The organism is Streptomyces deserti, from assembly GCF_054782695.1.
In genome coordinates this window covers 61,110-75,153 of sequence record NZ_BAAGRZ010000008.1, presented here as the reverse complement: position 1 = coordinate 75,153, position 14,044 = coordinate 61,110, and the positions used below count along the sequence as shown (strand labels likewise).

At 70.1% G+C, this 14,044-nt stretch carries 14 protein-coding genes and 1 tRNA gene; 9 read left to right on the top strand and 6 right to left on the bottom strand.

What is annotated here, in order from left to right; genetic code table 11:
* The first annotated feature begins 247 nt into the window (after positions 1 to 247).
* The 3 genes from ACYVMZ_RS16515 (at position 248) to ACYVMZ_RS16505 (ending at position 2,615) form a co-directional block, all read left to right on the top strand.
* Entirely contained in the window at positions 248 to 850 is a 603-nt protein-coding gene (locus tag ACYVMZ_RS16515; RefSeq protein WP_461080182.1) for a hypothetical protein, read from the top strand.
* A gap of 694 nt (positions 851 to 1,544) precedes the next feature.
* Entirely contained in the window at positions 1,545 to 2,231 is a 687-nt protein-coding gene (locus tag ACYVMZ_RS16510; RefSeq protein ID WP_461080180.1) for an SPDY domain-containing protein, read from the top strand.
* Between the two features lie 240 nt (positions 2,232 to 2,471).
* Complete coding sequence (locus ACYVMZ_RS16505) at positions 2,472 to 2,615, top strand: hypothetical protein (protein ID WP_461080178.1); 144 nt, start codon at positions 2,472 to 2,474, stop codon at positions 2,613 to 2,615.
* 412 nt (positions 2,616 to 3,027) lie between these two features.
* Here the strand turns inward: ACYVMZ_RS16505 and ACYVMZ_RS16500 are convergent.
* From ACYVMZ_RS16500 to ACYVMZ_RS16490, 3 genes are all read right to left on the bottom strand, one after another.
* Positions 3,028 to 3,101: transfer RNA gene (locus ACYVMZ_RS16500), tRNA-Pro, on the bottom strand.
* 34 nt (positions 3,102 to 3,135) lie between these two features.
* A complete protein-coding gene (locus ACYVMZ_RS16495) occupies positions 3,136 to 3,921 on the bottom strand; it encodes a Pr6Pr family membrane protein (RefSeq protein ID WP_461080176.1) in 786 nt (261 codons plus the stop codon).
* A gap of 138 nt (positions 3,922 to 4,059) precedes the next feature.
* Complete coding sequence (locus ACYVMZ_RS16490; protein WP_461080174.1) at positions 4,060 to 4,986, bottom strand: metallophosphoesterase; 927 nt, start codon at positions 4,984 to 4,986, stop codon at positions 4,060 to 4,062.
* Between the two features lie 148 nt (positions 4,987 to 5,134).
* Here ACYVMZ_RS16490 and ACYVMZ_RS16485 point away from each other — a divergent pair, with 148 nt between their 5' ends.
* A complete protein-coding gene (locus ACYVMZ_RS16485) occupies positions 5,135 to 5,599 on the top strand; it encodes a GatB/YqeY domain-containing protein (protein WP_461080172.1) in 465 nt (154 codons plus the stop codon).
* Between the two features lie 164 nt (positions 5,600 to 5,763).
* Here the strand turns inward: ACYVMZ_RS16485 and ACYVMZ_RS16480 are convergent, their stop codons facing one another.
* Positions 5,764 to 8,055 carry a transglycosylase domain-containing protein gene (locus tag ACYVMZ_RS16480; RefSeq protein WP_461080170.1) on the bottom strand — a complete coding sequence of 764 codons (2,292 nt, stop codon included), beginning with the start codon at positions 8,053 to 8,055 and terminating at the stop codon, positions 5,764 to 5,766.
* Positions 8,056 to 8,614: 559 nt separating this feature from the next.
* Between ACYVMZ_RS16480 and wblA the strand changes: the two genes are divergently transcribed.
* Positions 8,615 to 8,953 carry a transcriptional regulator WblA gene (wblA, locus tag ACYVMZ_RS16475; RefSeq protein WP_365668330.1) on the top strand — a complete coding sequence of 113 codons (339 nt, stop codon included), beginning with the start codon at positions 8,615 to 8,617 and terminating at the stop codon, positions 8,951 to 8,953.
* 107 nt (positions 8,954 to 9,060) lie between these two features.
* Here wblA and ACYVMZ_RS16470 read toward each other — a convergent pair whose 3' ends face one another.
* Together ACYVMZ_RS16470 and ACYVMZ_RS16465 are read right to left on the bottom strand one after the other, a co-directional pair.
* Positions 9,061 to 10,461: an ArsA family ATPase gene (locus tag ACYVMZ_RS16470; protein WP_461080167.1), complete on the bottom strand. Its 1,401-nt coding sequence runs from the start codon at positions 10,459 to 10,461 to the stop codon at positions 9,061 to 9,063.
* Between the two features lie 52 nt (positions 10,462 to 10,513).
* Complete coding sequence (locus tag ACYVMZ_RS16465) at positions 10,514 to 11,491, bottom strand: ArsA family ATPase (RefSeq protein ID WP_461080165.1); 978 nt, start codon at positions 11,489 to 11,491, stop codon at positions 10,514 to 10,516.
* Positions 11,492 to 11,598: 107 nt separating this feature from the next.
* Between ACYVMZ_RS16465 and ACYVMZ_RS16460 the strand changes: the two genes are divergently transcribed.
* The 4 genes from ACYVMZ_RS16460 to ACYVMZ_RS16445 are packed head-to-tail and all read left to right on the top strand — an operon-like array spanning position 11,599 to position 13,973.
* The gene (locus ACYVMZ_RS16460) at positions 11,599 to 11,760 is read left to right on the top strand and encodes a DUF4177 domain-containing protein (protein ID WP_461080163.1); all 162 of its coding nucleotides are present in this window, start codon (positions 11,599 to 11,601) and stop codon (positions 11,758 to 11,760) included.
* Positions 11,757 to 12,218: a RidA family protein gene (locus ACYVMZ_RS16455; RefSeq protein WP_461080161.1), complete on the top strand. Its 462-nt coding sequence runs from the start codon at positions 11,757 to 11,759 to the stop codon at positions 12,216 to 12,218. Before ACYVMZ_RS16460 ends, ACYVMZ_RS16455 begins: the two co-directional genes overlap by 4 nt.
* Before the next feature lie 49 nt (positions 12,219 to 12,267).
* The gene (locus tag ACYVMZ_RS16450; RefSeq protein ID WP_461080159.1) at positions 12,268 to 13,146 is read left to right on the top strand and encodes an NUDIX hydrolase; all 879 of its coding nucleotides are present in this window, start codon (positions 12,268 to 12,270) and stop codon (positions 13,144 to 13,146) included.
* The gene (locus ACYVMZ_RS16445) at positions 13,143 to 13,973 is read left to right on the top strand and encodes an MBL fold metallo-hydrolase (protein WP_461080157.1); all 831 of its coding nucleotides are present in this window, start codon (positions 13,143 to 13,145) and stop codon (positions 13,971 to 13,973) included. The genes ACYVMZ_RS16450 and ACYVMZ_RS16445 overlap by 4 nt, the downstream gene beginning before the upstream one ends.
* Positions 13,974 to 14,044 lie beyond the last annotated feature (71 nt).

The following is a 14,044-nucleotide window of genomic DNA, read 5'->3' as shown; positions in this document are numbered from 1 at the left end:
CAGGCCACCACGCAAACCACCCTCTTGGAGGGACCTACTCGACTCCCTGGAGACCGGCTTCGCCCGGGCTGGGGTCGCACGTGATGCCTGCCTTCCCCTCCGTTGGGGGCGGGAGACCGAACTGACCATCTCCGCCATCCAAGCACTCGACCCACTCCTCAAGGACGGCCAACTCCGCACGTACCGAAGCGGGTTCCTTCCCCAGCCAGTCGTCCGCTTCACAGGCGAGCGCGATGCCACCGGCCACTTGAAGGACGGCTTCCTGACCTCCTTCGTCAACGTTTCCCGGGTCCAACCCATAGGTGGCCTGGACGAGTACGGCGCCGTCCTTGACGGCTGGCTGACGGTCCTCTCCCAACTCGGCTTCCACGCAAGGCACCTGAGCATCAACGGCAAGCTGGTCTCGTGGCGGCGGCGACAGGTCGAGGGAATCACGCTGCGCTTCCGCCATCTGGACCGCACCCTCGGCGACATCGTCCTTCTGTGGAACACCGAACGCCCAGACCGCATGGCCGTAGACCTCGGCAGCGGCCTGGAACGCCTGGCCTGGGCCCGCACCCAAGAGCCCTGGCACCAACTGATCTACGGCAGTTTTTCTGGAGCTGCGCCACCGACCACACTGGATGCCATCCGAACGGGCACGCTCCTCCTCGGGCACGGGATCACCCCAGCCGCCCGAGGAGCGGGAGGAATCACCCGGCGGGTCATAGGTACCATCGACCGAGACGCCGCACGCCTTGGCGTCGGGGCCCTGGTACGGCACATGTACGGTTACTGGTCGATCTTCGGCGTCCTGCGCGCACCGTGGCCAGAGATCGCTCGGGCTATCGAAGAAGAGATGCGCCTGTAGGGCGCCCGGTGTCAGTTCTCCCCGCTGACAAGTGATCTTGACCAGTTGTCCGAGGACTCTGCTCACGGCGCGGCTCCGGTCGTCAGGGACGCGGCCCGAACAGAATCTGCGCGAGACGCTGCCGTACCTCTGGTCGAGCGAGTGCGTTGCCGGTACTGAAGAACGTGATGTCGCCCGAGTCACTGATGAGCTGCGGTGCGAAGTATTCAAGCCCAGGATGCTTCTGCATCACAGGGCACGTCGGTTCGTGTGGCAGGCGGTGGCCTCCCCGCCCAGCGCACGAAGTGCAGCGGCCAGTGGCGTCTCGCCGACGCCCGTCTTCAGGCAGCGGCGTCACCCACCCTTCGCCTCTGCAGTCCTGACAGACGCTGTCCTTCGCGGGGCAGGTACAAGCTTCAGTGGTTTCGGCGACCTGTGACTTCATTAGGGGACGGTAGCCAACGCGCATGGCCGACGGTGGCAGACCCGGAAAAACGGAAACACGGCGATCAAACGCACCTGATAAACGGTCAAGATCACTCGTGGACGGACAAGTTCGCCGGAGGCAGACAGGAAAGACCCTCGAAGGGCTGGTGCACGTGCGGCAAGCCATGTCAACGTACAACGCCCTGTTGGACACCACCCCCTTCGCCCGGAGGCGCCCCTGCACCCGCACCACCCCAGCGAACCCTCCCATCTTGACTCGCCTGACCCCGTGTACTGGGTCACCCCGCGTCACTTGGCCGGCGATGACGACGCGCTCGCCGAGCGGATCGGCGACACCCTGACCAGCCTCGGCTGGCGCGTGTGGCCCACCGCCCGCCACACCCTGCTGTACGGGAGCCCGGACGGGCTGCGGGGCGCCGAATGGGTCCTCGCGGCCTACCCGTTCGAGCTGGGCGGACTGCCGGTGGCCTGGCAGCTGAGCGCCCGCTCGCATGCCGCGTCCGTGATGACGGAGTGGAATGCGTACTTCACCGCCGGCGTTCCGTACGAGGCGCTCGCCGACCTCCTCGTGGAGATCGACAGCCATAAGACGCCCGACGTCGGCTTCGCGGGGCCCGAGGCCGTCCTCAACGCGCTCTGTGCCCGTGGCTGGGTCCGCGATTTGGATCGTCCTCGTACCACCGCGGTGGACCCCGGGTTCTCCTGCAGCGTGTCCCTGGAGATGCTGCCGCCGTTCATCGAGGATGCCGACCCGCGTCCTGACCTGGTGGGCTGGCAGGCGTGGGCGGACCCCGTTCCCGGCGCACCGTACCTGTGGTGCGCCAGCTTCAGCGCCAGCGTCCCCCACGACCTGGTCGCCGCGTTCGCCTCCTCGCTCGCCTCGCCGGTCCCGGTGCCCCGCCGCACTGTGCCCGAGAGCGCCGAGGGCCGACTCACCGTCGTCCGCCGCAGCTGACGACTCCTGCCCCATTGGAGCCGCTGGTGTGCGGCTCGTCGCCAGTCTCCCCGAGCAGAGGCACGTTTCCCGTGCCCGCCGGATTACAGAGAGGAAGAGATCTTGTTCTTTCGACGCGCTCGTGAGGACCGCGCATTCCGCGAGGCCCAGCGTGCGGGCTTCGCTCTGCTTCTGCAGGCCACGCAGCCGTGGCCCGTTACCCCCGATCCGACCGCACCGGCTCCGGCTACGGAGGAATCGGTGGCGCCCGACTTCCTGCCCTCGGACCTGAGGATGCCGTCCCGGCAGGACGTGGCCGGGGTGATGATGCGCTGGCCGCAGCCGCTCGTCATCGACGGTGACGTCCGTGCCGCTCCAGTCTGCGTCGCGTCGCCGTCTGCGTGACAAGCAGCGAAGACCACCTGGTGGGCCAGGGTGGTCTTGCCGACCCCCGGTCCTTGAGCGCGCGGGCCGTGGTCGCGAGCTCGGGGCTGTCCGACGTGACAGGGTCGGTTCCGTCCCCACCGATGCGGGTGAGGAGCGCGAGCTGCCGGTCATTTAACGGAGACCATGGGTGCATGGCGATCGTCGTACCGTCCGTGGGCTCTTTGGCACAAGCCGTGGGGAAGGGCTCTCCCGGGGTGCACCCGGCGCACAGCGCGCTCGAAGGCGGAACGCCCCTCGCTGGGAGCCGCCGGGAGCCGCATCCCGAAGATCACACCCAGTTGGCTCCCAAATGGCTCCCAAAACGGGGCCGCACAGCAAATCAGGCCCGGTGCTGATCTCTCAGCACCGGGCCTGACCTGGTGTTTCTCTGTCGGGGTGGCGGGATTTGAACCCACGACCTCTTCGTCCCGAACGAAGCGCGCTGCCAAGCTGCGCTACACCCCGATCGTCGCCGCTCGTCGCGGCGACGTCGTTTACTTTAGCCCACTGGTGGCTCGAGACGAAATCCGGTTTTCCCGCGGTGACGGGTGGGGTCCGGGCGGGCGTGGTCGAGGGCCACGAGGAGGATGGCCAGGGCGTAGATCGACAGGCCCAGCAGGAGGGCATTGCCGAGGACGCTCTCGTAGCCGTGCTGGTCGACGTCCAGGAAGGGGTAGAGGTAGCGGGCCTGGGTGCCGGGGAGGAGCAGTTCGCCGCGGGCCAGGGAGAAGCCCAGGTAGGCCAGGGGGTAGAGCGGCCAGCAGGCGGCCTGGCGCAGGTGGAGGCGGCCGGGGGCGGTCAGGAGGAGCCAGTCCAGCACCGCTGCCAGGGGGACGACGGTGTGCAGGGTGTGGTCGGCGAGCGTCGCCGCCCAGCCCGTGGGGGCGGCCTCGGCCGGCAGGGCGAAGGGGCTCGCCGGATGCGCCAGGAGCAGGTGGTGGACCAGGGCGGCGATCACGACGTACAGCAGCGCCGCGCCCGTCAGCGCGCCGGGCAGGGGGCGGCGGGCCGTCCAGGCGCGGCGGGCCGAGAGTGTGAGGACCAGTGCCAGCAGGATGGCGCTCTGGACCGTGAAGTGGCTCAGTACCCGGGCCGGGCTGTCGAGGAGCAGTTCGACCGTCACGCCCGCGGCCGCCGCCAGGGCGGTCAGCAGGCGGAAGACGGCGGTCAGGGGGCGGCGGACGGGGGGCATCACGGCCGCGGCGGGGACGGGTGAGGGCAGCAGCGCGGCTCTGCGCGGAAGCGCGGGGAGGTCCGGGATGTCCCTGGGTATCGGGGCGGTCATGCCCTCACGCTAGGCAGAACGGTGCATATCGGGCGCTGTGGGTGCGGCTGTGTGGGTTACCGTCCGTCATTCCGGCCGGGTGCCGTTACTGCCGGCCTGGCCTGGCCCCGACCGGCCCAGTCCAGCCCGGCCGGGTCCCTACTCCCGCCCCACCAACGTCAGCAACGTCGCCTCCGGCGGGCACGCGAACCGCACCGGCGTGTACCGGTTCGTGCCGCAGCCCGCCGACACGTGGAGGTACGCCGTACGGCCCTCGGCGGTGTGCGTGGACAGGCCCTTCACCCGCTCCGTGTCCAGGTCGCAGTTGGTCACCAGCGCCCCGTAGAACGGTATGCACAACTGCCCCCCGTGCGTGTGGCCGGCCAGGATCAGGGGGTAGCCGTCGGCCGTGAACGCGTCCAGGACGCGCAGGTACGGGGCGTGCACCACGCCCATCGAGAAGTCCGCCGTCCCGGAGGGGCCGCCCGCGACCTCCGCGTACCGGTCCCGCTTGATGTGCGGGTCGTCCAGGCCCGTCAGCTCGATCGACAGGCCGTCGATCTTCAGCAGGCCCCGGGTGTTCGTCAGGTTCAGCCAGCCCGACGCGTCGAAGGCGTCCCGCAGGTCCTCCCACGGGTTGTGGACCACGCCGACGGCCGGCGGGTTGCCGTTCAGGCCGTGGCGGCCCTGGGCCTTCTCGAGCAGGTAGCGGGCGGGGTTGCGGAGCTTGGGGCCGTAGTAGTCGTTCGAGCCGAAGACGTACGCGCCCGGGAACTCCATCAGAGGGCCCAGGGCGTCCAGGACCTCCGGTATGCCCTCGGGGTCGGAGAGGTTGTCGCCCGTGTTGATCACGAAGTCGGGGCGCAGGCCCGCCAGCGAGCGCAGCCAGCGCTGTTTCTTGCGCTGGCCGCCGACCATGTGGATGTCGGAGACCTGCAGCACGCGCAGGGGGCGCATCCCGGACGGCAGGACGGGGACCGTCACCCGTCGCAGGCGGAAGGAGCGGACCTCGAAGCCCGCCGCGTACAACAGACCGGCGGCGCCAGCCGCCGCGATTCCCAGGGGCACTCCGTATCGCGCGCGCATACCTCCATCGTGTCAGACCGGGCCGGTATCGCGTGCCGGGCGACCCCCCTCCAACGCCCCTTGCGCACAAGCGACCTAAAACAGCCTTGAAAACAGGCCACCCAAATCAGCAGGCGCCCTTCCTCCCGCACCTGCGACAATCGCACCCATGACCACGCTCAAGTCGAAGCTGCAGGATGACCTCAACGCCGCGATCAAGGAGCGCGACGAGCTCCGCTCCTCGACGCTCCGGCTGACGCTCGCCGCGATCACCAAGGAGGAGGTTGCGGGGAAGGAGAAGCGTGAGCTCTCCGACGACGAGGTCCTCAAGGTGATCACCCGCGAGGCGAAGAAGCGCCGCGAGGCCGCGGACGCCTTCGCGCAGGGTGGCCGCGCAGAGCAGGCGGAGCGGGAGAAGGCGGAGGGCGAGGTGCTCGCCGCGTACCTGCCCAAGCAGCTGTCCGACGACGAGCTGAACGCGATTGTCGCCCAGGCGGTCGAGGAGGCGAAGGCCGCCGGCGCCGAGGGGCCGCGGGCCATGGGCGCGGTCATGAAGATCGTGAACCCGAAGGTGGCCGGCCAGGCCGAGGGCGGCCGCGTCGCCGCCGCGGTCAAGAAGATGCTGGCCGGCTGACAGGCCGCCGAAGGCCCGGCTCGACAGTCGGCCCCTTCCTCCGTACGAACCCGTACGGAGGAAGGGGCCGATCTCATGGCGCGTTCAGCCGTTCACCCGTTCAGCTCTTCAGTCGTTCAGCCGCTGGTCCGCTGGTCCGCTGGTCCGCTGGTTCGGTGGCCCGCTCAGCCGCGTCCTCCACCGTTCCCGTTGCCGCCGTTGCCACCGTTCCCCCCGTTGCCCTGTCCCTGGAAGAAGTCCTCCGGGATGGAGAAGGAGGGCGTCGGGAAGGTGTCGCCGCCCGTGCCGCCGATGAAGCCGCCGTTGCCGTTCCCGTTGTCGCCGTTGTTCCCGTCGTCGTCACCGTTGCCGTCACCGCGGTCGCGGTCGCGGTCGCGGTCGAGGGCGTCCGGGATGTCGACGAGGGTGAAGTCGGGCGCGGGCTTGCCCTCCAGCGCGCCCGACATCATGTCGCGCCAGATCGGACCGGGAACCTCACCACCGAAGACCTTGCCGTACGGCCGGCCGCCGATGGTGATGTCGACCATCTTCCGCTTGTGCGCGGGGTCGCCGACCCACACGGCGCCGGCCATGTTCGGCGTGTAGCCCACGAACCAGGCCGCGTAGCGGAAGTCCGTCGTACCGGTCTTGCCTGCGCTCGGGCGGCTGCCGAGGCCCGCCTGCTGACCCGTACCGTCCTCGACGACGCCCCTGAGCAGCGTGTTGATGGTGTCGGCGGTGGTCTCGGACATCGCCCGCGAGCAGGTCGACTTGGGAACCGGGAGCGACTTCGTCTTGTCGCCGATCCGCTGGCTGACCGACTCGATGGCGACCGGCGTGCAGTACATCCCGCGCGAGGCGAAGGTGGCGTACGCGTTCGCCATGGTCAGCGGGGACATCTCCTGGGTGCCCAGGGCGATGGACGGAGCCTGGTCCATCTTCCTGCCGTCGGCCCGCTCGACGCCCATCTTCTTCGCCATCGTCGTCACCGGGCAGATGCCGATGTCGCTGATCATCTGCACGTAGTAGGTGTTGACCGACTTGGCGGTCGCCTCCTTCATGTCGTACGGGCCGACCTCCGTCTCGTTCTCGTTCTCGAGCTTGGCGGGGTCGTTCGGGTCGTTCTTCCAGATCTTGCCGCCGCAGGCCGAGACCGGGCTCGGATACGCCATCTCGTACGGCGAGGGGTACACCTTCGTCGCCGGCATGCCGTCCTCGATGGCGGCAGCGGCCACGATCGGCTTGAACGTCGAACCGGGCTGGTAGCCCATGCCGCCGCCCATCCGCTGGTCCACGGAGAGGTTGATCTGCGTCTCGTTCTTGCGGAAGCCGTACGGACGCGACTGGCCCATGGCGAGGATCTTGCCGGTGCCGGGCTCGACGATGGTGGCGGCGGTCGCCACGTCGTCGCTCTTGTAGACGTGCTCCTTGATCGAGTCCTGTGCCGACTCCTGGGCCTGCGGGTCGAGCGTGGTACGGACGGTCAGACCGCCCTGGTTCCAAACCTTGGCACGGGCCTCCTTGGTCTTGCCGAAGACCGGGTCGTTCAGGAAGACCTCGCGCACGTAGTCGCAGAAGAAGCCGGCGCCCTTGACCGCCGTGATGCAGCCGTTCTTCGGCTTGCTGATGTCCAGGCCGAGCGGCGTCCGCTTCGCCCGGTCGGCCTCCGCCTGGGAGATGTCGCCGACCTCGGCCATGCGCTGCAGCACGACGTTGCGCCGCTTGATGGCCTCCGCCTCGTCGTTGACCGGGTCGTACCGGCTGGGCGACTGGACGATGCCGGCCAGCAGGGCCGACTCCTGGAGGTTGAGGTCCTTGGCCGACTTGGAGAAGTAACGCTGGGCGGCGGCCTGGACGCCGTAGGCCTGCTGGCCGAAGAACGTGATGTTCAGGTAGTTCTCGAGGATCTTCTTCTTGCCGAGCTCCTCCTCGACCTGGATCGCGTACTTCAGCTCGCGGATCTTGCGGCCGAGGGTCTGCTGGGTGGCCTGCGCGACCTTCGTCGGGTCGTCGCCGGCCTCCTCCACGAAGACGTTCTTCACGTACTGCTGCGTCAGCGTGGACGCGCCTTCGGCGACGCCGCCGGTCTGCGCGTTGCGGTTGAGGGCGCGCAGGATGCCCTTCAGGTCGACCGCGCCGTGCCGGTAGAAGCGCGCGTCCTCGATCGCGACGATCGCCTTCTGCATGTACGGCGAGATGTTCTTCAGGCCGACCACCGTGCGGTCGCGCGAGTAGACCGTGGCGATCAGGCCGCCGTCGGCGTCGAGGATCGTGGTGCGCTGACTGAGCGGCGGGGTCTTCATGGTGGCCGGGAGGTCGTCGAAGCTCTCGACCGATCCCTTCGCCGCCAGTCCCAGCGCGCCGACGGCCGGAAGCGCGATGCCGGCCAGCACGGCTCCCGCGAGGACACTGACACCGAGGAACTTGGCGGCCTGCTGCGTGGGAGACAGGCCCCCGCCCGAGCGCTTCTTTGGCATGGAGGCAGCCTAATCCGTGACGGTGAACGTTCCTAAGGGCGGCCGACCCGTGGGACCAACGCCACCCCGGATGACAGCAGGCGCCACCCCGGATGAAGGCATCTGCCCCCCGGATGAAGGCATCCGGCCCCCCGCATGACGGCATGACAGAGTCCTGCGGCTACCTTCGCATTCGCCGGACAGGCCCACAGGCCTTGGCCTAAGCTGCTCTCAACTGTCACAGCAGTGAGGCCACGTATCAATACGTCCGGCGACCCCGAAACGTTCCGGGTGTTCCCCAACTTTTTCGGCGGGGGCGTGTCCGAATCCGCCTTGTGTGTCATCCGGCGTCCGTTGTGACGCAAGAGAACTGTCCCGGTTTGCCAGGGATGTCGCACATGTCGTCAGCTCACTCCCCCGGGTGATCTGCCGCTTACCCATAGTCCGTTCGGACCATTCAAGATTGGGCCCGCTGGGGGTGTTGCGCTGTGCCCACCTTCCGTAACGTCCTCAACTGGCGGCGGTGAATATGCCGCTGCCGCCGTGGGGGAGCCTCGATTCGGGAGAGGACGGCGCCGGTATGGGCTGGGTAACCGACTGGAGTGCGCAGGCGGCCTGCCGCACTACCGATCCGGATGAACTGTTCGTTCAGGGAGCAGCGCAGAACAGGGCCAAGGCGGTGTGCACCGGATGCCCGGTGCGCACGGAGTGCCTGGCCGACGCGCTGGACAACCGCGTCGAGTTCGGCGTGTGGGGAGGCATGACGGAGCGCGAGCGCCGCGCATTGTTGCGCCGGCGGCCGACGGTGACCTCCTGGCGCCGGCTGCTGGAGACCGCGCGCATGGAGTACGAGCGGGGCACCGGTGTCGTGCCCCTGGGCGACGACGAGGTGTACGAGAACTACGCGGCGGTGAGCTGAGGGGTCCCCTCCGGGCCTCCTCGGGCTCTCGGTCCGTGACCTCCTCGTCGGGCTCTCGGTCCGTGACCTCCTCGGTCGGGCCGGACACTCCTCAGGCGTGCCTGCGTTCAGGCGCTCGCCTGGGGCAGCTCCGGCCGGTTGTCCGCGAGCCGGTTTCCGATGTCCCGCAGTCCCGTGAGGTCGTGCACATCGCCGGGGAGCGCGGCCACTTCCGCCACCGCCACCTCGGGATGGAGCGCGGTGAAGCGGTCACGCGTGCGCTGCTCGCGGGCGAGCAACTGCATACGATCCGCGTGCAGCCTCAGCAGGCCTGCGGCGAGTCGGTCCACGGACCGCTCCCCGTCCGTACCGTCCGTGGCGTCGGCGGGCGCATCGGTAGCCGCAGGCAGATCCGTCGTGGCGGGGGAGCCATCGTCGGGAGCTGGTGCACCGGACGCGGGAGAGGATGCGGGAGAGTCTGAACTGTCGTACGTGTCGGGGGAGTTACGAAGTCCAGCTTTCCCGCCCTCCTGATCCACAATGCGGGAGTCCTCAAGATTTTCCGCGGCGGCGAGCGCCCGCTCGGCCGACAGCCGGTCGGCGCCGCTGCCGTGCACCCGGTTGAGCACCAGACCGGCCAGCGGCATCTGCTCCGCCGCCAGGCGTTCCACGAAGTACGCGGCCTCGCGCAGCGCGTCCCGCTCCGGGGCGGCCACCACCAGGAACGCCGTGCCGGGCGCCTGCAGCAGCTTGTACGTCGCGTCCGCGCGCGTACGGAACCCGCCGAAGGTCGTGTCCATCGCGGCCACGAACGTCTGGACGTCCTTCAGCAGCTGTCCGCCGAGCAGCTTGCCGAGGGTGCCGGTCATCATCGACATGCCGACGTTCAGGAACTTCATCCCCGCGCGGCCGCCCAGCTTCGCCGGAGCCGTCAGCAGCCGGATCAGCCGCCCGTCCAGGAACGACCCGAGGCGCTTGGGCGCGTCCAGGAAGTCGAGCGCCGAGCGGGACGGCGGGGTGTCGACCACGATCAGGTCCCACTCGTCCCGGGCCCGCAGCTGGCCCAGCTTCTCCATCGCCATGTACTCCTGCGTGCCCGCGAAGCCCGCCGAGAGCGACTGGTAGAAGGGGTTGCTCAGGATCGCCGCCGCCCGCTCCGGGTCGGCGTGCGCCTCGACGATCTCGTCGAAGGTGCGCTTCATGTCGAGCATCATCGCGTGCAGTTCGCCGCCTGCGGAGTCGTCGATGCCCTTCACCCGGCGCGGGGTGTTGTCCAGCGAGTCGATGCCCATGGACTGGGCGAGCCGGCGGGCCGGGTCGATGGTGAGGACCACCACCTTGCGGCCCCGCTCGGCCGCGCGCAGGCCCAGGGCCGCCGCGGTGGTCGTCTTGCCGACGCCGCCCGCGCCGCAGCACACCACGATCCGGGTCTTCGGGTCCTCGATGAGCGGATCGAGGTCGAGTGCGCGCGCGGGGGTGAGGTGGTGGCGGGCCGGGTCGTGCGTGTGCGCCGGGTCCGTACGACTCATGACATCCCCTGCTTCCGACTCATGACAAGCCCCGTCTCCTGGACAGCCGGCCTCACGACACGCCCTGCTCGCGCAGTTCGCGGGCCAGTTCGTACAGGCCCGCCAGGTCCATGCCCTCGGCGAGCAGCGGCAGTTCGTGCGTCGGCAGGCCCACCTCGCCCAGCACCGCACGCTGTTCCTGCTCCAGCGCGTACCGCTCGGCGTACTCCTCGGCCTGCGCGAGCAGCGGGTCCACCAGCCGCTCGGCGTGCCCGCCGCGCCGCGCCCCGCCGAGCCCGGCGGCCGACAGTGCCCGGGCAACAGAGGAACGCGGGACCGTCCGCACGAGTTCCAGATCGGCCGCGTCCAACACCTCGGGCCGCACCATGTTCACGATGATCCGGCCCACCGGCAGCCGCGCGGAGCGCAGCTCGGCGATGCCGTCCACCGTCTCCTGGACGGGCATCTCCTCCAGCAGCGTCACCAGGTGCACGGCCGTCTCCGCCGACTTCAGCACCCGCATCACGGCCTGCGCCTGATTGTGTATCGGGCCGATCTTGGCGAGCCCGGCGACCTCGTCGTTGACGTTGAGGAAGCGGGTGATGCGCCCGGTCGGCGGCGCGTCCATGACGACGTAGTCGTACGCGAACCGCCCGGACTTGTCCTTGCGGCGCACCGCCTCGCACGCCTTGCCGGTCAGGAGTACGTCCCTCAGGCCCGGCGCGATGGTGGTGGCGAAGTCGATCGCGCCGAGCTTCTTCAGGGCCCGTCCGGCGCCCCCCAGCTTGTAGAACATCTGGAGGTAGTCCAGAAGGGCCAGTTCGGGGTCGATGGCGAGGGCGTACACCTCCCCGCCCCCGGGAGCGACGGCGATCTTCCGCTCCTCATAAGGCAGCGCTTCCGTTTCGAAGAGCTGCGCGATGCCCTGGCGGCCCTCGACCTCGACGAGAAGCGTCCGCTTCCCCTCCGTGGCCAGGGCCAGCGCGAGGGCCGCGGCCACCGTGGTCTTGCCGGTACCGCCCTTGCCGCTGACGACCTGGAGCCTGCTCACGTATTCGAGCGTAACCAGTCCGGGCGCGGTCCAAGCAGGAGGCTGTGGACAACAGGGGTCGTGGTCGGCCACCGGAGCCGTGACCGGCAGCGGCTAGAGTCGGCCGCATGACCAAGTGGGAATACGCAACCGTGCCGCTGCTCGTCCACGCGACCAAGCAGATTCTGGACACCTGGGGCGAGGACGGCTGGGAGCTCGTCCAGGTCGTGCCCGGGCCGAACAACCCCGAGCAGCTCGTGGCCTACCTGAAGCGGGAGAAGCAGAAATGAGCGCCGTCGAGGCGAAGCTGGCCGAACTCGGGCTGACCCTTCCCGAGGTCGTTCCGCCGCTCGCGGCCTACCAGCCTGCCGTGCAGTCCGGGCCGTACGTGTACACGGCCGGGCAGCTGCCGATGGTGGACGGCAAGCTTCCGGTCACCGGCAAGGTCGGCGCGGAGGTCACGCCCGAGGAGGCCAAGGAGCTGGCACGCACGTGTGCGCTGAACGCCCTGGCCGCCGTCAAATCCGTCGCCGGTGATCTGGACCGCATCGCGCGCGTCGTGAAGGTGGTCGGCTTCGTGGCCTCGGCCACCGACTTCACGGGCCAGCCGGGCGTCCTCAACGGTGCGAGCGAGCTGCTGGGCGCGGTCCTCGGCGACAAGGGCGTGCACGCGCGCAGCGCGGTGGGCGTCGCGGTGCTGCCGCTGGACGCGCCGGTGGAGGTCGAGATCCAGGTGGAGCTCGTCTAGCCCACTGTCCCCTCTCGAACATCCGCTCACCACGGGATAGCCTCCGGCCATGGCGAATGGTCAGTGGTATCCCCCGGAGTGGCCGGATCGCATCCGCGCGCTCGCGGCGGGCGCCCTCACCCCGGTCACCCCGAAGCGCGCGGCCACCGTCATGCTCCTGAAGGACACCGACGCCGGTCCCGCCGTCCACATGTTGCGCCGACGCGCCTCCATGGCCTTCGCCGGGGGCGCGTACGCGTATCCGGGCGGCGGCGTCGACCCCCGTGACGACGATCACCAGATCCGCTGGGCGGGCCCCACGCGCGCGTGGTGGGCCCACCGGCTCGGCGTCGACGAGACGGCCGCCCAGGCGATCGTCTGCGCGGCCGTGCGGGAGACGTACGAGGAGGCGGGCGTCCTCCTGGCCGGACCGACGCCGGACTCGGTGGTCGGCGACACCACGGGGGAGGACTGGGAGGCGGACCGGGCCGCCCTGGTGGCCCGCGATCTGTCCTTCGCCGAGTTCCTCGACCGCCGCGGCCTGGCCCTGCGCTCGGACCTCCTGGGTGCCTGGACGCGCTGGATCACCCCGGAGTTCGAGCCCCGCCGCTACGACACCTGGTTCTTCGTGGCCGCGCTCCCCGAGGGGCAGCGCACCCGCAACGCCTCCACGGAGGCCGACCGCACGGTGTGGATCGCGCCGGGCGAGGCGGCGGCCGCGTACGACAAGGGCGAGCTGCTGATGATGCCGCCGACCATCGCGACCCTGCGCCAGCTGATGCCGTACGCCACGGCGGCCGACGCGCTCGCCGCGGCCCCGCAGCGCGACCTGACCCCGGTCCTGGCCACGGCCCGCCTGGAGGACGGCGAGATCGTGCTCTCCTGGCCCGGGCACGACGAGTTCACCAAGCACATCCCGAACCTCCCCACCGGTGGAGCCCCCGCATGACGGACGCAGCAGCCCTTCCCGGCCAGCCCCGAGGCGGAGCCCTCTCCGGCCCCGCCACTCCCCGGGCCGTCAATGTCCTGGCGCCCAACCCCTCGGCGATGACCCTGGACGGCACGAACACCTGGATCCTGTCGGAACCCGACTCCGACCTGGCCGTCGTGGTCGACCCGGGCCCGCTGGACGGGGGACACCTCCGGCACGTCGTCGACACGGCCGAGAAGGCCGGCAGGCGCATCGCCCTGACCCTGCTGACGCACGGTCACCCCGACCACGCCGAGGGCGCCGCCCGCTTCGCCGAACTGACCGGCACGCGCGTGCGCGCCCTCGACCCGGCGCTGCGGCTCGGCGACGAGGGCCTGGCCGCCGGGAACGTGATCACCGTCGGCGGCCTGGAGCTGCGGGTCGTACCGACCCCCGGGCACACCGCCGACTCCCTCTCCTTCCACCTCCCGGCCGACCGCGCGGTCCTGACCGGCGACACCATCCTGGGCCGCGGTACGACCGTCGTGGCCCACCCCGACGGCCGCCTCGGCGACTACCTGGACTCCCTGCGGCGGCTCAGGTCGCTCACGGTCGACGACGGGGTGCACACGGTGCTCCCGGGCCACGGGCCGGTCCTGGAGGACGCCCAGGGCGCCGTCGAGTACTACCTCGCCCACCGCGCCCACCGCCTCGCCCAGGTCGAGACGGCCGTCGAGGACGGCTACCGCACCCCGGCCGAGGTCGTCGCCCACGTGTACGCGGACGTGGACCGCTCCCTGTGGCCGGCGGCGGAGCTGTCGGTGCGGGCGCAGCTGGACTATCTGGAGGAGCACGGACTGATCTAGCCGGGGTGCGCTGACGCCGGGTGGCTGAGCCGATGCCGGTGCCGGTGCCGGTACGACGTCGGGCCCCGTCT

Bases quoted from the DNA above. Each gene is read 5' to 3' on its own strand.
- ACYVMZ_RS16495 (WP_461080176.1), bottom strand. From the start codon at position 3,921: ATGACCGCCCCGATACCCAGGGACATCCCGGACCTCCCCGCGCTTCCG.
- ACYVMZ_RS16490 (WP_461080174.1), bottom strand. From the start codon at position 4,986: ATGCGCGCGCGATACGGAGTGCCCCTGGGAATCGCGGCGGCTGGCGCC.
- ACYVMZ_RS16485 (WP_461080172.1), top strand. From the start codon at position 5,135: ATGACCACGCTCAAGTCGAAGCTGCAGGATGACCTCAACGCCGCGATC.
- ACYVMZ_RS16480 (WP_461080170.1), bottom strand. From the start codon at position 8,055: ATGCCAAAGAAGCGCTCGGGCGGGGGCCTGTCTCCCACGCAGCAGGCC.
- wblA (WP_365668330.1), top strand. From the start codon at position 8,615: ATGGGCTGGGTAACCGACTGGAGTGCGCAGGCGGCCTGCCGCACTACC.
- ACYVMZ_RS16470 (WP_461080167.1), bottom strand. From the start codon at position 10,461: ATGAGTCGTACGGACCCGGCGCACACGCACGACCCGGCCCGCCACCAC.
- ACYVMZ_RS16460 (WP_461080163.1), top strand. From the start codon at position 11,599: ATGACCAAGTGGGAATACGCAACCGTGCCGCTGCTCGTCCACGCGACC.
- ACYVMZ_RS16455 (WP_461080161.1), top strand. From the start codon at position 11,757: ATGAGCGCCGTCGAGGCGAAGCTGGCCGAACTCGGGCTGACCCTTCCC.
- ACYVMZ_RS16450 (WP_461080159.1), top strand. From the start codon at position 12,268: ATGGCGAATGGTCAGTGGTATCCCCCGGAGTGGCCGGATCGCATCCGC.
- ACYVMZ_RS16445 (WP_461080157.1), top strand. From the start codon at position 13,143: ATGACGGACGCAGCAGCCCTTCCCGGCCAGCCCCGAGGCGGAGCCCTC.